General features: G+C 45.9%; 14 protein-coding genes. 3 read left to right on the plus strand and 11 right to left on the minus strand.

Annotated features, from left to right (window positions below):
* Positions 1–134 precede the first annotated feature (134 nt).
* On the minus strand, positions 135–1,040 hold the full coding sequence (locus NSQ50_RS27080) for a carbohydrate ABC transporter permease (RefSeq protein ID WP_076128700.1): 906 nt from the start codon (positions 1,038–1,040) through the stop codon (positions 135–137).
* Between the two features lie 65 nt (positions 1,041–1,105).
* Positions 1,106–2,086: an ABC transporter permease gene (locus NSQ50_RS27085; RefSeq protein WP_076100584.1), complete on the minus strand. Its 981-nt coding sequence runs from the start codon at positions 2,084–2,086 to the stop codon at positions 1,106–1,108.
* Between the two features lie 742 nt (positions 2,087–2,828).
* On the opposite strand from NSQ50_RS27085, the gene NSQ50_RS27090 reads away from it, so the two are divergent.
* On the plus strand, positions 2,829–3,230 hold the full coding sequence (locus NSQ50_RS27090; RefSeq protein WP_076142236.1) for a hypothetical protein: 402 nt from the start codon (positions 2,829–2,831) through the stop codon (positions 3,228–3,230).
* Positions 3,231–3,309: 79 nt separating this feature from the next.
* On the opposite strand, the gene NSQ50_RS27095 is transcribed toward NSQ50_RS27090, so the two are convergent.
* From NSQ50_RS27095 to xylA, 4 genes are all read right to left on the minus strand, one after another.
* Positions 3,310–4,860, minus strand: coding sequence for a response regulator transcription factor (locus NSQ50_RS27095; RefSeq protein ID WP_076224291.1), 1,551 nt, complete (start codon positions 4,858–4,860; stop codon positions 3,310–3,312).
* Positions 4,857–6,644 (minus strand): sensor histidine kinase, encoded by a 1,788-nt coding sequence (locus NSQ50_RS27100; protein ID WP_076142238.1) that lies wholly within the window; start codon positions 6,642–6,644, stop codon positions 4,857–4,859. Before NSQ50_RS27100 ends, NSQ50_RS27095 begins: the two co-directional genes overlap by 4 nt.
* Positions 6,645–6,851: 207 nt before the next feature.
* A complete protein-coding gene (xylB, locus tag NSQ50_RS27105) occupies positions 6,852–8,348 on the minus strand; it encodes a xylulokinase (RefSeq protein ID WP_076224293.1) in 1,497 nt (498 codons plus the stop codon).
* Between the two features lie 250 nt (positions 8,349–8,598).
* A complete protein-coding gene (gene xylA / locus NSQ50_RS27110) occupies positions 8,599–9,915 on the minus strand; it encodes a xylose isomerase (RefSeq protein WP_036680248.1) in 1,317 nt (438 codons plus the stop codon).
* Between the two features lie 268 nt (positions 9,916–10,183).
* Here xylA and NSQ50_RS27115 point away from each other — a divergent pair, with 268 nt between their 5' ends.
* Together NSQ50_RS27115 and NSQ50_RS27120 are read left to right on the plus strand one after the other, a co-directional pair.
* On the plus strand, positions 10,184–11,344 hold the full coding sequence (locus tag NSQ50_RS27115; protein WP_036680250.1) for an ROK family transcriptional regulator: 1,161 nt from the start codon (positions 10,184–10,186) through the stop codon (positions 11,342–11,344).
* Positions 11,345–11,537: 193 nt separating this feature from the next.
* Positions 11,538–11,738 carry a hypothetical protein gene (locus NSQ50_RS27120; protein WP_036680251.1) on the plus strand — a complete coding sequence of 67 codons (201 nt, stop codon included), beginning with the start codon at positions 11,538–11,540 and terminating at the stop codon, positions 11,736–11,738.
* Positions 11,739–11,872: 134 nt separating this feature from the next.
* On the opposite strand, the gene NSQ50_RS27125 is transcribed toward NSQ50_RS27120, so the two are convergent.
* From NSQ50_RS27125 to NSQ50_RS27145, 5 genes are all read right to left on the minus strand, one after another.
* The gene (locus tag NSQ50_RS27125) at positions 11,873–12,109 is read right to left on the minus strand and encodes a glutaredoxin family protein (RefSeq protein WP_036680252.1); all 237 of its coding nucleotides are present in this window, start codon (positions 12,107–12,109) and stop codon (positions 11,873–11,875) included.
* A gap of 68 nt (positions 12,110–12,177) precedes the next feature.
* Positions 12,178–13,119, minus strand: coding sequence for a thioredoxin-disulfide reductase (gene trxB, locus NSQ50_RS27130; RefSeq protein ID WP_036680254.1), 942 nt, complete (start codon positions 13,117–13,119; stop codon positions 12,178–12,180).
* Positions 13,120–13,302: 183 nt separating this feature from the next.
* Positions 13,303–15,267, minus strand: coding sequence for a heavy metal translocating P-type ATPase (locus tag NSQ50_RS27135; RefSeq protein ID WP_076224296.1), 1,965 nt, complete (start codon positions 15,265–15,267; stop codon positions 13,303–13,305).
* A gap of 325 nt (positions 15,268–15,592) precedes the next feature.
* Positions 15,593–16,732, minus strand: a complete 1,140-nt coding sequence (aroB, locus tag NSQ50_RS27140; RefSeq protein WP_076224299.1) for a 3-dehydroquinate synthase — start codon at positions 16,730–16,732, stop codon at positions 15,593–15,595.
* Between the two features lie 1,213 nt (positions 16,733–17,945).
* The gene (locus tag NSQ50_RS27145; RefSeq protein ID WP_076224302.1) at positions 17,946–19,016 is read right to left on the minus strand and encodes a hypothetical protein; all 1,071 of its coding nucleotides are present in this window, start codon (positions 19,014–19,016) and stop codon (positions 17,946–17,948) included.
* Positions 19,017–19,187 lie beyond the last annotated feature (171 nt).

Consider the following 19,187-nt stretch of genomic DNA (forward strand, 5'->3'; position numbering starts at 1 on the left):
ACCCTCCTTAAAATTGTTTATCTATCGTATCACAGGTGAAGACCTGTTAATACTTTACCCAGCTTGCCAAAAGAAAACGGATACACAATAGGTTTTAAGCATAGGGGAGACTAAGCTCCCCCGTTGAACTGTGATTAGCTCTTCACAGCACCAAGTGTCATACCTTTAACAAAATACTTCTGAATGAACGGATAAACCAACAGGATCGGTACGGTTACGACAATCGTAATCGCCATTTTGAGCGACTCCGGCGAGACCTGATTGGAAGCCAGCGAAGCAATGTTGGAGCGGTAGTCGCCTCCGTTACCACTGGTTGTGGTCTGTAGAACCTTCATCAATTCATATTGCAATGTGGTCAAGTTAGGGCTTGAACCATTGTACAGATAAGTATCAAACCAAGCATTCCATTGACCTACTGCTAGGAACAGCGCGATCGTTGCTAGCGCTGGCTTCATCAATGGCAGAATAACCCGGAAGTAGATAGTAAAGTCATTGGCTCCATCCAGCTTCGCCGATTCCTGCAACGCATACGGCAGGCCGTCGATGAAGGAGCGGATAACGAAGACGTTAAAGGCACTAACCAGTCCAGGCAATACATAGACTGCAAAGCTGTTCATCATATGCAGATCCTTGATCAGCATATATATTGGAATCATTCCTCCTGAGATATACATGGTCATTGCCAAGAATGTGGAAACAAACTTGCGACCTGCAAAGTCAGGGCGGCTGATCGTAAACGCCAGCATCGAGGCACTGATCAGTCCGAACAAAGTACCGATAATTGTCCGCAAAGCGGATATTTTAAACCCGGTGATTAATCCGGAGAAAGTGAAGATCTTTAGGTAATTGTCCCAGGTAAAATCCCGGGGATAGATGGTCACTCCACCGCGCACACTGTCCACTGAATCATTCAGTGAGATTGCAAGCACGTTCAAAAACGGATAAATCGTGATTACAACCACGAACAGGACTACAAAATATACAAAGAAATCAAAGATCCGGTCTGACCATGACTTTCCGGTGATAGCTGAATTTCCCACTGTAATGCTCTCCTTTCATGAAAAGGGCAATTTACTGCCACGATTGGGTAGAAGGGCCTTCTGTGCTACAGAAGGCTCTCTTTTGTTGTACGTTTGAAGATTCCATTAATCGTAAACAGTAGAATTACACTGATCACTGAGTTGAATATATTGATCGCAGTACCGTAGGAATATCTCGCCATGCCCAGTCCGTATTTCAGTGAATACAAGTCTAGCACTTGAGAATAGTCGGTAACGAGGTTGTTTCCAAGCAAGAATTGCTTCTCAAAGCCGATATTGAGCAAATTACCCACCGACATAATGAGTAGTACAGTAATTGTTGGGCGAATACCCGGAAGTGTAATATGCCATACCTGACGAAGCCTGCTGGCACCGTCTACCCGGGCCGCTTCGTACAATTCAGGCCCAATACCTGCGATAGCTGCAAGGTAGATGATGGCGTTCCATCCGGTCTCTTTCCAGACATCCGATAAGGTAACGATTCCCCAGAAGAGATGGCCCTGGGCCATAAACTGGATAGGTGCGTCTATGAATCCTATTCCTAACAAGATATCGTTTACAAGACCATTTTCACCAGATAACATTTTAGTTACAATCCCCGCTGCAACCACCCATGATACAAAGTGGGGCAAATACGAGACTGTTTGAGCAAATCTTTTAAAGAAGCCAAGACGCACTTCATTGAGCAATATTGCAAACGTTATTGGAAAGATAAATCCTGCGACTAAGCCCATTCCACTCATCGCCAGCGTATTACGCAGCGCCAGAAGGAATTGCGAGTCACTGAACAGTGTCTTAAAGTGTTCAAAACCTACCCATTCTTGTTCAAAAAAGCCACGTGCGGGCTTGTACTTTTGAAAAGCCATCGTCCAGCCCCATAATGGGAGATAACTGAAGACGAATGCCCAGATCACAAAAGGTATCGACATCATCCATAAGTACTTTTGATTCTTAAAGCTTCTCCAAAACCGTCCTCCTGAAGCAGGCTTTTTGTTGCGTGTTCGGGTATCCGGCGGGATTTGAGAAGTTACTGTGTCCGCTTTCATAAAGCCCCTCCTCTCTATGTCTATATTCTAAATCTCTGTAAGCGATTGCAGTACCCTATAAATTCGACCTAAAATCAGGTGAAAATTAGAGATTTAGAGCCAAAATAAAGCGGATACATCGTTGAAAACACTGAAAATAATCATGAATTTACTGAAAATAAAATCAAGTGAAATTATTTAATTTCATAAATCAATACGATACTTAATCCCCTGTCTATTTCACACAATTAATACTTCACCCCATAATTAAAAAACGCCCCGAGCCAACGTTCTATAAGTGAACGTGGCCGGAAGCGAAGGCGCGGACTGAAATGACCCTATTTAAGCAAATTGCACTTCTTATTGGGTTAGGCGGACTATAAAGACCTTATTCACTTAAAAAACCACCTTTTGGAGAACATTTGCAGCTAATAACGTCCATCGAGTCCGATAAATCGAAATTGGACTCCAAATAGCCCAAATAACAACTCTGTAGTCCGTCATACCCGCGAATGAAGACTATAATGTGCTCTCAGATGAGGCGTAACAAGTATACCCGTAACCCCTGCCCTGCTCCTCAACGAAAACCTCCGTATGGTTCAATTAAAATTAATTACTTTAATATCATCTTAGCTAGAAAATATTACCTGATCCGTCAGTACTTTAACTATTTCAGATACATATTCCTTATATGCACATACCGAGTCGACATTATCTGTTGTACCTGCAATTTCTTATCCTGAAGGAGGGTAATAGGAGAGCAATGAAAAACAAAAACATCAAGATATTATTATTGATTATCGCCGCAGTATTATTGACACTAAATTTATTTCAATTCAATAACAACGTAAGTCATAACAGATTAATGGATAGGTTGGACCTTAATCTGACATCAGAACTCGACGGTCTAAGACTGGAATTAGAACGATCCTCAACACCAAGCATTCTTGCTGTAGAGCAAGCGAGTAAAATTGCTGCCCTTTCGACGTATTCAACATTAGGGTTCGATTATGGATATACCTTGGAAACCAGAATACATGACAAATATGTGCAAAATGAACCTTTTAAAGAGATGGATCAAATTCAAGAGTTACTTCTAGCCCTTCTAAAAGACCCTGCAAATCAAGAATTGCAGCAACGATTAGATTTATTATTAGTGAAGTAGCTTTAATTTAAGAAAAAAAAGCCACAGCTAAAGCTCAGGTTATACCTGAACTGCAACTGTGGCTTTTTGGGCTTCTATTTTAGATGTTTTTGCGAAAAGAACTCGGGGAGAGCCCTACATATTTACGGAACTTGGCGTTGAAGTAATCGGGGTTCATGTACCCTACTTTCTCGGCCACCTCATATACTTTCATGCCTTGTGCTAGGAATTGCTTCGCCTTCTCAATCCGCACTTTGTCCACATACGTATTGAAGTATTCCCCGGTAGTGTTCTTGAACATTTTACCTAGATATGCGCTGTTGTAATTAAATAACTCGGATAAGGTCTCAAGCTTAAGGTTCTCATTGTAACGGCGGTTGATTAGCTCCGTAATTTTTTTGATCTCATTCCCTTTGCTGCCACTGGACATTTGATCGGCGATCTCCGCCATGAAATTGACGGCCTGCTCTTGCAGGTCTACCAGATAGTGACTATGGTAGAGCTCACCGATCGGCGGGGAATGCTTAGCGGCATTGCTACGAATCTCTGGATAGACCGGTTCGAGACGGGCCAACACCGTGCTGAGAATCCGCACAAATGTATCTTTGATCTGCTGCTCCTCACTGCCCGCAGCCAGTAGCTCCGCACAGATCGTATCCACTAGCGGTTCAATGGCAGCGCGGCTTCCGGTTTCAACAGCCAGCATTAGGCGGCTCTCCGCATCCTGCCCTTCTTCGGCGTACGCCTCCGCCACTCCAGGAAACAACATACCGGAGAGATCGGCGCTGATTAGAATCCCTTTGCGGTAAAAGAATGCCCGGCGCAGCAGTTCACGCGCCACTTGAAAAGACTGTGCCGCCTCTTCTGGTCCTGCTACAGGGCCTCCCGTTGCTGCGCTGAAGTCGTATCCCTCGCGACAAATTAAGGAAGAAAGCTCTTCCATCAGCCGCTCCTGTTCCTGCTCTCCTGGTAGCGGCTCTTGCAGCAGGAATCCAATATATGGCGGCATCGTGAAAAACATCCGCTCTTCACTGCTGCCAAAATACTGTTCTACCGCGGCCTTAACAGCCCGCTCTCCTTCCTCACTGCCGCCCGCAGGCGCGAGTAGTTCGAGTAGGATCACTTCGACACGGTCTGGTTTAAGACCCAGTGCTGCCGCATGCTTAGCAGGATCATTCTCCCCCTCCTCCGCAGTTGAAGGCTGCAGCAATGCACGCAGCAGGCTTTCGCGATTACGGGCAGGCTCCTCTTCATTCCAGCGGCTAAAGCGATCTTCCTGAGCGATCGTGACTCTGAGTTCCTCCAAATAGTTGATTAGCTCTTCCTCATCCACCGGCTTCAGTAAATAGCCGTCAATGCGGTAAGAAATGGCTCGTTTGGCATACTCAAAGTCCGCATGACCACTTAAAATCAGCACATGGCTGGTCGAGCCTTCTTCGCGCAGCTCACCGATTAACTCCAGCCCGTCCATACCAGGCATGCGGATATCCACCACAATCAGTTCCGGATAAAAAATATGATATTTCTCCTGAGCTTGCAAGCCGTTGGCGGCCGTAGCCACCACCGTATACCCCAGCTCTTCCCAAGGGATTAGAGCCCGAAGGCCTTCCCGCAGCTTTGGCTCATCATCAACAATCAATACTTTGATCATAGATTTATGTCCTCCATTGGAATACGAAACGTAATAGATGTTCCTTCATTCATCCGGCTTTCGATATTCAGTCCATATTCAACACCGTAGGATAACTTCAAACGGTCGTGTACATTGCGCAGCCCGATCCGTGCCTCTTCCTGCTCATCACGAACCTCAAGGGTATAACGGATCTGCTCCAGCTTGTCCGGAGTGATCCCGGCTCCATTATCGGTAATGGTAAAGACCGCATGATTCTGCTCACGCTTGATATTCACCGTAACCATTGCTCCATCCATCGTGTTGTCCAGTCCATGAATCACCGCATTTTCCACAAGCGGCTGCACAATCAGCGGCGGGATGTAGAGTGATTCGACGGCAGGGTCTACAATAAATTGATATTTCAAACGATCCTCATAACGGAATTGCTGAATATCCAAATAACAACGAACCACTTCAAGCTCCTGGCTAAGCAAAATTTTACTTCGGCCTACCTCCAGATTACTGCGCATCATTTTGCCAAGAAGACGCACTACCCGTGCAATCTCCACTTGCCCTTTCATATGGGCCTCCATACGAATAGATTCCAGCGCATTGAACAAGAAATGAGGATTGATCTGGCTTGCCAGCATTTTAAAACGGATATCATTCTGTTTCTGTTCCAGCAGACTGTTCTGGTCATTAGATTCCTGTACCTCGAACATCAAATCGTTAATACTCCGCACCATAGAATTGAACTGACGAGCTAGCAGAGCAATCTCATCTTTGCCATCAATTTTTAATGAAGTGTCAAAATCACCCGTACTAACGCGGTTAATATGTCTGCTTAACTGCAATAATCTACGTGAAAATAACGAAGAGAAACTATATATGATTAAAAAGGCCAATAAAACGCTTACGGCAATCACGGTAATCGAAAGCTTAATCACCCGATTAGGTTCTTTGACTATACTATCAATAGAAAAAACAGAAATAATTCGCAGGGCGTTACGGCTGGCTTGTGGTTTAAGTTCTTCTATCACTATTTTGGAGGCTTCACCATCTACTTCTGCCTCATAGCTCCCGCTTCCTTGCCCCAAAAGCTTTGTATCAAAAGAAACATCTTCCAGTTTCTTTCCTGTTCGATCGCTCCGGTTCGCAGCAATGATGTTATCCTGATCATCCACGATCATGGTATCAAATGATTCCTGGCTCAGAATTGAAGTTAGCTGGTGACTGTTTACATTAATAACGAGCACGCCAATTTTACTGGAGCCCTCCAGCTCGATTTTGCGGACAAGGCTTAAATAATTCCGCTGATCACGCTCATCCTCTATATATTCCCAACCGACGAGGCTATCGTACCGCTGTGCTCTCTGATACCACTGGCTCTCCTTAATGGCAGACGAAGGATTGATCAGCTCCCAGTTGTTAAGCAGCGTAGCATTATCAGTGTATAAACGTATGTTGGATATGTCTTTATATAATCTTAGGTATTCACGCATATCAGTGTAATCACGATAAGCCTCAACCACATCATAAGTGCTTACATACTGGCGTATGGCGAGTTTTTTCAGCCGGGCATCATTGGACAATCGATACGCTATATCTTGCGATACACCGATGACTTCTTCTGTTCTTTTTTTTACCCGATCTACGTTAATTGAAGCTTGCTCCAGTGCGTTCTCAAACGCCATGGTCCTCATCTCAATCGTAAGATAACCACCTACCAGTAATACCGGCAAAAGTGTAGTCAGTAAAAAAGCAAGCAGCAGCTTATTGCGGATTTTGATGTCATTCAGCACCTTAACAAACCATTGAAACATGGCCTTTCGCCCCCCGAAACCTTCGCTATCTCATTTACAGGCTGCCACTACCTTGGAGATATTCCATACTTTACAGAAGAAAAATGAAAACGGCAACATTTTTGAATATTGCCGTTCATCACCTCTATAAAGAAGATGGTCTTTAAAAAGGCCTTCCGCCAGATGCGAAAGACCTTTTTTATATCAGACAGATAGATAAATGGCGCTTTATTGGCGATATGCAGCCAGCTTGTTATTCAATTCGCGGGTCTGGCCGTAAACTTCCTGATAGAGGTTGAATAGACCATCATAGATTGCCGTTTGTTTCGGATCTGGTTTATAAACATCAGCAGGACGGATAAACGCTTCTGCACATTCCGCAAGGGATGTGAACCATCCGCTTCCATAAGCCGCCAGCATAGCTGCTCCCATTGCCGGACCCTGCTCACTTTCCAGCTTCACGATGGATGCATTGAAAATATCAGCCTGCATTTGCAGCCAAGCCTCATTTTTAGCCCCGCCACCAATTGCAATGATCTCTGTAATCTCTTTGCCTGACTCACGTACAATCTCAATGGATTCACGCAGTGAGAAGGTAATGCCTTCTAATACTGCTCGTGTAAAATGCGTCAACGTATGCCCTGAATCCATACCAATAAAGCTTCCGCGAATATTTGCATCTGGATGTGGTGTACGTTCTCCTACAATATAAGGAGTGAATAACAGGCCGCCGCTGCCAGCTGGAATAGAGGAAACTCCGCTTAACAGCTCATCAAAGCTTTTGTCCGCCGCAAAGGTTTCTTTAAACCACGTAAGGCTATGACCAGCAGCTAGTGTAACCCCCATAATATAGTAGGCATCTTTTTCACCATGGTTAAAGAAATGGACTTTGCCTTCGAGATTCAAATCTTTATTGCTCTCATAAGAAAGAACTACACCAGATGTACCAATACTGCACATGGTCCGGCCTTCTCCCAATACACCCGCTCCGAGCGCGCCACAAGCATTATCCGCACCACCAGCAAATACCTTTGTTGAAGATAAAAGACCTGACGCTTCAGCAATATCCGGCAATAAGGTTCCAGTCTGTTCAAAGGATTCTACCAATCTAGGACAAAGAGAAAGTGGAAGTTCAAAAGCCTCTGCGATTTCTGCGCTCCATTCTTTAGAGCCTACATCCAATAGCAACGTTCCGGCAGCATCGGAGTAATCCATTGCATAATCACCCGTCAACCGATAGCGTACATAGTCTTTTGGCAGCAGGAACTGATGCGCCTGTGAAAATACTTCTGGTTCATTCTCTTGAACCCACAGAATCTTTGGCAGTGTAAAACCTTCCAATGCTTTGTTTCTGGCGATATCGATCAACTTCGTTCCAAGCGTCTTCTCAATCTTACGGCATTGTGCAGTAGTACGGGTATCATTCCAAAGAATAGCTGGACGCAGCACTTGCCCTTCCTTATCTACCAGTACCAATCCGTGCATTTGTCCGGAGAAACTTAGACCGTCTACTTGAGACGGGTCAATGCCTGATACTTCAATCAGACGGCGCAGGCTGACCAGCGTGCCCTTTACCCAATCCTCAGGATTTTGCTCACTCCAGTTCGGTTGGGGTCTGCTTAGCGGGTAGGACTCAGAATGCTCAAAAGCCACCTTCCCCTGCGGGTCCACTAGAACAGTCTTCACTGCACTAGTCCCCAAATCAACACCTATAACGTATTTCATTTTTGACCTCCTAAAAGTTTTATGGAGCTTAGCTTCTTGATTCTCTTCGCAATAAAACTCGCTTCGTAAGCATCTGCTTAGTTTTATGAGCGTTTACTACGTTGAGTTACCTCGAATAAAACTTACTTCGTAAGCATCCGCTTAGTTTTGGCTACAAAAAGGGGGCTGCCGAAGAATGCTCTCTTCAGCAACCCCCGTTGCATTTGTTCAAACTGGACTCAAAGCTTAAGCTTCAAGCTCCCTATAAGGACTACTCAGCCAAGATGTATTGGTTAAGGGTAGCTCTCAGGTATTCTTGACGTCCGGATTGGTTAGGACGTGGGTTCTCATTGTTCAAAGCATATTCAGCCAAAGAAGCCAATGTTGCTTTACCCGAAACGATGTCTGCTCCAACGCCTTCAGTGAAGCTGCTGTAGCGTTTGTCAACGAAGTCTTCGAATACGCGATCTTCGATCAATTTAGCAGCAACTTTCAAGCCTTTTGCGTAAGTATCCATACCAGCGATGTGTGCCAAGAACAGATCTTCTGGCTCGAAGGAAGGACGACGTACTTTAGCATCGAAGTTAATTCCGCCTTTGCCAAGACCGTCATTCTTCAATACTTCATAAAGAGTAAGTGTTGCATCGTAGATGTTAACTGGGAATTCATCAGTATCCCAACCAAGCAGTGTATCCCCTTGGTTAGCGTCAAGTGATCCAAGCATGCCATTAATACGAGCTACACGAAGTTCATGTTCAAAAGTATGACCTGCAAGCGTAGCGTGGTTAGCTTCAAGGTTCAGCTTGAAGTGCTTGTCGAGCTTGTATTTTTGCAAGAACGAAATTGTTGTTGCTGCATCGAAATCATATTGATGTTTAGTAGGCTCTTTTGGTTTAGGTTCGATCAGGAATTGACCATCAAAACCAATTTCCTTAGCGTAATCTACAGCCATGCTGAACAGACGTGCAATGTTATCTTGTTCAAGACCCATATCTGTATTCAGCAATTCTTCGTAACCTTCACGGCCGCCCCAGAATACATAGTTGCTTGCGCCCAGACGTTTACCAACTTCCAGACCTTTCTTCACTTGTGCTGCTGCATGTGCGAAAACATCAGCGTTAGGTGTAGAACCTGCACCGTGCATATAACGTGGGTTAGTGAACATATTAGCTGTATTCCACAGCAATTTCTTGCCGGAAGTCTTCATGCCTTGTTCAAGGATATCAACGATAGTGTCGATGTTGCTGTAGAACTCACGCAAAGATGCGCCTTCTGGTGCGATATCTACATCATGGAAGCAGAAGTAAGGCAGATCCATCTTGTCCATAAATTCGAATGCTGCTTCAGCGCGAGCTTTAGCTTTATCAAGACCACTCAATTTGTCCCAGCTGCGAATTGCAGTTTCAGCGCCAAACGGATCAGAACCGCCAGCAGTTAATGTATGCCAATAAGCCATTGCAAATTTCAGATGTTCCTCCATAGTTTTGCCGGCTACGACTTCTTTAGGATTGTAGAATTTAAATGCATAAGGGTTGGTGGAACGGCTTCCCTCGTAAGAGATTTTGTTCACTGTCTCAAAATAAGCCATTGTGTAATCCTCCTCATATTGTGCTACGCTAGCAAGCGTTTACAGCATCATCTTAACACATCTTTTTGACTTTGTATATTGGTTAAACAAAGTTTTTTTATAAAATTTCCGCCTCTTTAAGTCTCCCTTGCCTATCCGTTTAATATTCAAAAAATCCAACAAACATAGATTTCCTCTTTTCTGCCGATGTATTGCAATTTCCAGCACATCACTCTAGACTAAGTGGCATACAACAAAAGGGAACTATGCTAAAAAGGATGTGTGATTCGTGAAGGTTACCGGAGATCAGGCGCTGGTCAAAAAAATCAATAAATCGATCGTACTACATACTATTCGAAGGAACTCTCCGCTCTCGCGCGCCAAGGTTTCAGAGATGACCGGACTGAATAAAGCTACCGTATCCAATCTGGTGGCAGAGCTATGCGCTCAAGAATTAGTGACTGAAGTTGGACCAGGTCAATCCAGTGGCGGCCGTAAACCGCTAATGCTGCATTTTAACAGCATGGCTGGCAGCGTAATCGGCATAGAGCTGCGAGTGAAGCAGCTGACAGCCGTCTTATGTGATTTAAGTGGTGGCATTCTTTTCGAAAGCGATTTCTCTCTGGATAATCATGCGCTGCCTTATGTACTGGAACGGATGAAAAAAATAATCTCAGACTTGATTGATAAAGCACCTGAATCCCCATACGGTATCGTCGGCATCGGAGTAGGTGTCCCCGGGATGGTGGATGAGAACGGGGTTGTTCTTTTTGCTCCCAACCTTGGCTGGGAAATGGTCGACCTGCGGGGTATTTTGGAGGGGGAATTCGCGGTTCCAGTTACTATTGATAACGAAGCTAACGCAGGTGCACAAGGTGAACTGAACTTTGGGGCGGCAAAAGATGTTAGACATCTGCTCTACATCAGTGCGGGTTCAGGGATCGGATCCGGTATTATTATTGGCGGCGAGCTGTACAAAGGTGCACGAGGATATGCAGGCGAGACCGGACATATGACGATTGAAGCAAAAGGCAAGCCGTGCAGTTGTGGGAGTCGTGGCTGTTGGGAGCTATATGCCTCGGAGAAAACCTATGACCATTCCGAGTTCTCCCTCCCTGCTCATACTACACAAGAACTGGTCCGTTATGCAGCCGCTGGACAAGAAGACGCCTTGCGCCACTTCTCATCTATGGGTGAATATCTCGGCATCGGAGTAACGAATCTAATCAATAGCTTTAATCCAGAGCTGATTGTCATCGGTGGAGCTTTATCCGAAGCAGAAGCCTGGTTAGGGGAGCCTCTTCGCGGGGTTGTCGCGGAGCGTACGCTTCCTTATCATAAGCAGCAGCTCGAGATTACCTTCTCCAAGCTGGGCAGCCGGGGCACGATGATAGGCGCGGGGTTCTCTGCGGTTATGCATTTTCTAGGCGATATTCGGGTCACCGTTTAATGTAGTCTAATGGACAACGATTTTGCGGGACAGTTTCACGAGTGAAATTCATAAGCGGATAGAATTGACGTAAAATTGCCGCATTTAGGTGGATCAAAAGTGCAGTAAAAGCAACTTAAATCCTATATAATAAAGGATAAGTTAGTGTGACATTTATCACTACAACCCCTTTTTTGAAATGGAGAGCGAGTCCATGACCTATGTTGATACGTCTGATATCTCGGCACAGATGTTCATCACTGTGTTGCTTTTTCTGCTCATTATTGCCCCTTTGATCAGTCTCGGTGTGCTCCGTTTTTTTCAAGCCAAAAAGAAATCAGGATTCATTCTGATCGGCAGCGGTGTTGCTGTATACGTCCTATTTCAGATCATTACCTCTTTCACTCAAGCTTAAATTGAACTTTGCGATTTACATCATAAAAAATAGCCTGCGCATATTAGCGTCAGGCTATTTTTGTATACTTAGACCACAAAAAGATCACCTCCAAAATGGAAGCGACCTTTTGAATTTCTTCGCAGAAATCTTATTTAATTAACAGTCGCCAATGCTTTGTCGAACTGAGTTTTGTTCATCCCCACGATTTTGTACTCACCAATTACAGTTACAGGAACAGCTCTCATTCCCATATCCCAAACCTGCTGTGCGTAATCATCATTCTGCTCGATGTTACGTTCTTCATAGGCTACGCCTTTTTCGCTCAAAAAGCTCTTCACCTGACGGCAATGTGGACAATTTGTTGAAGTATATACAATTACATTTTCCATCATTAGACCTCCTATGGAAGATTACAGTTATGTTATTTATTGTAGCACTGGGAGTTTTCTATACCAAATTACAGAATGACCGCGCTATGTTCCAGACTTTCAATGTATTTCTCAGCATCCATAGCTGCCATACATCCACTGCCTGCTGCCGTAATCGCTTGTCTATAACGGGTATCCTGCACATCACCACAAGCGAATACGCCTGGGATATTAGTTTCAGAAGTACCGGGATTAGTCATGATATAACCTTCAGCATTAGTTGTGATTTGTCCACCCAAGAATGCAGTGTTAGGATGGTGGCCAATCGCCACAAACACTCCGCTTGCTTCAATGATTTCTTCTTGTCCTGTCTCATTGTTCAGCACTTTTAGTCCACTCACGCCTTTATCTCCAGAAGTTACTTCCAGAGGAGTACGATTCAGGCTCCAAGCTACCTTAACATTATCGCGAACGCGATCCTGCATGATCTTGGAAGCACGTAGTTCTTCACGACGGTGTACCAAAGTTACTTTGGAGGCAAAACGAGTCAAGAAACCCGCTTCCTCAAGCGCAGAATCACCACCGCCAACAACCACGATCTCTTTATTACGGAAGAAGAATCCATCACAGGTAGCACAGGTGCTCACACCGCGTCCCACATTATCCTGTTCGCCTGGGATACCGAGGTATTTTGCCGTAGCGCCAGTGGAAATGATCAAGGTATCCGTCGTAAGAACACCCAACCCTTCAACATTAAGCTTAAAAGGACGTTCTCCAAGTTCTACACTGTTCACCCAACCCGTACGGAATTCCGCACCAAAACGTTCAGCTTGTTTACGCATATTATCCATTAAGTCTGGACCCATAATCCCATCAGGAAATCCCGGGAAATTCTCCACTTCTGTAGTGGTGGTCAATTGTCCGCCAGGTTGGGGTCCTTCGATTACTAGTGGGTTCAAATTGGCACGAGCCAAGTAGATAGCAGCAGTCAACCCCGCCGGTCCGGTTCCAACAATTATTGATTTATACATATCTATATCCTCCTTGAATTAGACGGCAGTGACGTCGCTTCTTATTTAAAATAATTATAATGTAGTCTTAATTATGCTAACTGAAAGCAAAAATGTCAATAAGCCAGACTCCCTCAGGAAAAAATCATTTGTGAACAATTTAATTTTTGGCAATAAATAATGTGCAATAACATCTCTGACCTCTTACCGCAACAATCGCAGCCCATTAAGAATAACCAATATCGTACTGCCTTCATGACCGATCACGCCAAAAGGAAGGGCGATGCCCTGCACAAAGTTACTGATCATCAGAACCGCGATTACTGTTACAGCAAAAATCATATTTTGCTTCACAATACGCTGTGAGCGCCGTGCCAATGAAATGGTCGAGGCGATCTCTTCAATATTATCATTCATAAGCACTACATCGGCGATCTCAAGCGCTGCACCACTGCCTTTCATGCCCATACCCATGCCAACAGTCGCTGTAGCCAGAGCAGGCGCATCATTCACACCGTCACCCACCATCACAACATTACCGTGCTCTTCACGCAGCGCCTTAATATGCTTTACTTTATCCTCTGGTAAAAGGTCGGCAAATACCAGATCTACTCCGGTTGAAGCCGCAATAACTTTTGCTGTAGCTTCCCGGTCACCCGTAAGCATAGCCACTTTAATCCCCAGCTCCTGCAGCTTCCGCACTGCGGCTTCTGCTTGTGGGCGAACTGTATCCTGCAATGCAATCATACCTGCGATATGCTCACCGTCCAAAATAATGGAGACTGTCTTCCCCTCTTCCGCCAACTGCTGCCGTTTAGTTCTCCAGAATGCTAGCTCAGAGTCCATCGCAGACGAAGTCAGCTCATCCAGTAAATTGGACTTTCCAATTTTCCAGAGATGCCCGTCAACTTGACCTTCAATTCCCCAGCCAGTGATGGTTTTACTTTCCTGCACCCCCCGCAGCTCCAGATATTCTTCCTCAGCTTTACGCACAATGGCTTCCGCCAATGGATGGCGGGACATATGCTCAATGGATGCGCTAATCGCCAGTAATTCTTCCCGGTTGTAGCCTTCACCTGCAATAAAGTCAGTCACCTGCGGAGTTCCCTCTGTAAGGGTCCCTGTCTTATCAAAAGCTACAACTGAGGTCCGGGCCATATTTTCGAGATGGACCCCGCCTTTAAATAAAATCCCTTTTCGCGCACTTTTGGAAATGGCCGACAGCATCGCAGGCATAATCGATGAGACCAACGCACAAGGCGAGGCTACTACAAGAAAAACCATCGCTTTATAAAAGGTTGCGCTCCAGCTCCAGTCCAGCAAAAAGGGTGGAAGGAAAATAAGAGCCACAGTCGAGGCGACAACTACCCGTGCATAGATGGCTTCCAGTCTTTTAATGAATCGCTGTGAATTTGGAACATCCGTCTCTGCTTCTTCTACCATCTTAATGATCTTGGAAAAAAGTGTGTTCTCTGCTGATTTCGTTACTTCAATATAAAGAGGACCTTCTCCATTGACCGTACCTGCGAATACTTCGCTGCCGGCACATTTTTCAACAGGCACTGACTCTCCTGTAATGGAAGCCTGATCTACTGCCGATTCTCCTCTGTACACCTTACCATCTGCAGGAATAAGATCCCCTGGACGTACAAGCAACAGATCTCCGATTACTAACTGATCAATAGCTACCTCGTTCATGCTTCCTTTTTCAATCCGCATGGCTGTGGCTGGTTTTAAGGCCATAAGTGAGGAAATATCCTTCTTACTCCGTTCCATCGTATAGCTCTCAAGTGCTCCACTAAGCGCAAAAATAAAGATGAGCATAGCACCTTCATTCCAGTACCCAATGGTAGCTGCGCCTAGTGCAGCCGCAATCATCAGCAGGTTCACATCGAGATCACGTTCTTTGACGAGCGTCTCAACGCCTTCTTTGGCTTTGTTCCAGCCACCAATGGTATACGAAATAACATAAAGTACTATAGAGAAAACTTCTGACCAGCTACCCATAGCCCAAGCAAAAAGCATAAGCACTCCGCTGCCAAGCGCAGCCTGCATCTCGGAGTTGCTGAGCATGGCTCTCACATCGAACCGGCGTTTTGGAGCGCCTGGTTTCTTCATGCTGCCGGAGATTGAGGTTTGCTGGGGTAAATGTTTTGATGTTGCTTGCATAATAATCACCATCCTGAAAGTTTTGTGTAGGATTACTTCATTGACTTCTCTTCGCAAACAAAACTTGCTTCGGGAGCACACGCTTTGTTTTGTCTAAATGATAATGAGAGCCATTCTTAAGACCCCTAAAATGACACATGCTGCCCCGGCTTAGCCGGGACAGCATGAATGATAACTATGAGTAGTGAGAATGATAATCATTGTTGCAACAGTACAACTATATTTCCTTAGTGCAACTTATATTTTAATAATACCACCTTGAACGAAAAAGTAAACCCTACCTTCTGGGCTATTCATCATAAATTTAAAATAGCGTTTTCCTCTCTTAGCTGCGTATTTTATTTAAAAGCTCGGATAGGACTTGCTCTTCGACTGGCGTCGAATAAGCTCCACCTTCAAAAGACTTCATCGCTCCAATTCCGGCTTGGAACACAAACCGTATACGCCCTTTGCGAACCTTTTTATCCGTATACATCTTATCAATCAGCATTCTATTTGTAATGGTTGCTGGTATTTCAGTCGGAAGTCCCGCCTTCTTCAACAAAGCAATTACACGCTGAGTTTGGTCAGCCGATACATACCCCAACTGCTCTGCCAGCTGCACCTGAACCGCGAGTCCAATCGCAATAGCTTCACCATGTAATAATTCATAACCACTTAAAGCCTCTAACGCCCGGCCGGCAGTATGCCCCAGATTTAGAATTTGGCGCAAGTTGCTCTCCAATTCATCCTTTTCCACCACACTGTACTTGATCTCACAATTATGAAAAGCAATCTGTTCGCAAACCTCTCTATCTAATACAAGATTGCCTTCTGAGGAAACAACTCGCTCCATATTCTGTTCAAGAAACTCAAAAAAGTCAGCATCCGCGATGCAGGCATGTTTGATTGTTTCAGCCAAACCACTGCGAAGCTCACGTACCGGAAGCGTTCTCCATGTGGCTAAGTCGATGTAGACCTTTTTCGGCTGATGAAAAACACCAATTAGATTGGTTGCAACCGGTGTATTCACGCCCGTTTTGCCACCAATAGAAGCATCCGCTGCTGCTAAAAGGGTAGTTGCATAGTTCAAACTTGGCACTCCCCGACCAAATGTTCCAGCCAAAAAACCTGCCATATCCGTTACCGCTCCACCTCCAATGGCAAGGATGCAGCAATCTCGTCCATAAGAACGGCTTAATAGCCGATCCTCCAGCTCTGCCTTCGTTTCTCGGGTTTTAGACTTCTCTCCAGCAGGGAAAGAAAAAAGCTCCGCTTGAAAATCATTCTGAAGCAGCAGTTCCAGCAAGGCTTGTCCATACAGGACTTCGACTTTGGAATCTGTAATAATCGCGAATTTGCTTACATTCTCGACAATTCCACGTTTTAAATCCTCAATCAGAGCGCCAAAAAGACCTTCCCCAATCTCAATATCGTAAGAATGATCTACGACCTTTTGCAAGCCAACTCTAAAATTCGTGGACATCTACAGCACCCCTATTCAGTAAGATGCTAATAAAATTCGAGCCTCCACTGTCATTATCCTGTTTATGTAAAATGTAAGAAGATGCTGGAAACAAATGTGAATGTTCCAAAACTAATATTGCGCTGCAGCTACTGGTGATAGTACAGAGTTTGCGTGCAGTTAGTTTGAGTAGCTACTATAGGACTCAGCTGACCCTAATCGCTGGTTTTAAACACATTTGGTATTCTAACGGACCCCATTGCAGCTATTGACTTGAAAAGCACCAAATATGTACCTCTTCCTAACGAATAACGTCTCTGGTGTCCGAAACCATGCTTAAAAAGCTAAAATCAGGCAAATAGCGTCATCTGGGTCCTTAAGCATCGGGGGGTGAGGAGTGCGGAGGTTAGGTGCCGAGTTTGAGTGCTGATTAGTTTAAGTGCAGAGGTGCACAATTAGTTTAAGTGCGGAGGTTGAGCGCAGGGTATTAGTACGGTGGTTGGGCACAGGGTGGGAGTTCGGAGGTTGAGTTCGGAGGTTGAGTTCGGAGGTTGCATCCAAAGCATGAGTGCAGATTAGTTTAAGTACGGAGGTTAGGCACAGGGTGGGAGTACGGAGGTTGAGTGTGTAGGTTGAGCGCAAAGTATGATTACGACACGATTGATGGACGTATGATGCAAGTTGCTCGCGTATGTAGCTACTATAGGACTCAGCTGACCCTAATCGCTGGTTTTAAACACATTTGGTATTCTAACGGACCCCATTGCAGCTATTGACTTGAAAAGCACCAAATATGTACCTCTTCCTAACGAATAGCGTCTCTGGTGTCCGAAACTTTGCTTAAAAAGCTAAAATCAGGCAAATAGCGTCATCTGGGTCCTTAAGCATCGGGGGTTGAGGGGTGCGGAGGTTGAGTTCAGAGTTTAAATGCAAAGCATGAGTGCAGATTAGTTTAAGTACGGAGGTTGGGCACAGGGTAGGAGTACCCGGTATGAGTACGGCGTTTAAATACAAAGCATGAGTACAGATTAGTTTAAGTACGGAGGTTGAGTACAGTATTGAGCACGGAGGTTGAGTGTAGCGATTGAGTAAAGGGATATATGTACGCTGTTGAAGCAGGCAGCTAACGACCAAAAAAACAGAGCAACGATTCCCCGATAACCGGATAATCGCTGCTCTGAAGTCTTTTTACGATTCTTATATGAACTGCACCGTATCGTTCATCAGAAAAAGCTTACTGCCTTCCACCGGCGGCAGTATCCAGCGTTTCTCGCTGCCTGGCGATCCAGATCAGGCAGGCCGCTCTCAGCAGCGCTTCGGTCCGCTGACCGGCGCTGCAAAAGATCCCGCTGAGCCCGATCTGATACAGATCGGCCAAAGCCGACGCTGCCGGTGTCCCCGCGGCGAGCACCACCGCCGCCGGCTTCACGCTCGTCACGGCGGCAAAGATCTTCCCCGCCGTCAGGGCGAAGTCCTCCGCGGCGGTCTCTTCCGGCGCGTGTTCGCCCGCCGCGCCGTCCAGCACTAGGAAATCGGCGATACGCGCGATTTCCGCAGCGGCGGCAGGCTCCACATCGGGCGCGATCAGCACCCCGATGCGGCATGCCGCCGCATAAGCGTGGCCGAGTGTCTGATCGGCCACGTCTTCGATGAATTCGCGCTTCGCGGCGAATTCGGCTGCGCTTGCGGTGTAGGCGACCAGCAGGTCAAGGCGGCAATCGCCGCCTTGCCGCTGGCTCTCCGCCACCGCAGCGAACAGCGCTTCGAGCTGCGCGTCCTGAAGCGCGGCAAGCTTGGCGGGCTGCGCCACCGCAAGCGACTCTGGATGCAGCAGGGTGACCGCTGCCCATTCGCCATCCGGCGATTCGAGCAGTTCGGCAGCAGCTGCGCGCAGACGATAAGAGATTCGCTGCAGAATCCGGGCTGCTTGCAGTTCATCCTCGCTAGATAACCAGTTCTCATAAAGACAGAACAGCTCTGGTTCCAGCAGCCATTCCTCACTCCGTATCAAACAAGGGCCCGCTTGAGCAGTCCTTGTTCCTTCCCGTCCAGCAAGACGTTCTTCTCTTCCTTCACGCAGCACTAGGAATGTCGATGGTTCCCCCGGCCGCTTATAATAAGACCGCTTCAAAGGCTCAATGACATCCCTCTGCTCTACTCCAGCGATAAATTCTGCGGCAGCCGAGGCTACGGACCCAGCTTGGCTCATTTCCATTCCCACAGTCCGATCACCAGCCTTATACATGAACTTGAACGGGCGCTCTTCACTACTCCGCAAACCATCCTGCTGACGTTCACCCTTCATCCTCGCACCCACCCTTTATCTTTGGATTGCTGCCGGTATGCCAAGCTATATAACATAAGCGACCGACATTTCATTACCTCACTTATAAATACGGGAGCCACACCTGAAATATGCAAGCGTTGCCAAATCCGATGAATATTCCAACTTTTTTAGGCAACAAAAAAAGCATCA

This window comes from Paenibacillus sp. FSL R10-2788 (assembly GCF_038003885.1).
Taxonomy (GTDB): domain Bacteria; phylum Bacillota; class Bacilli; order Paenibacillales; family Paenibacillaceae; genus Paenibacillus_AQ; species Paenibacillus_AQ odorifer.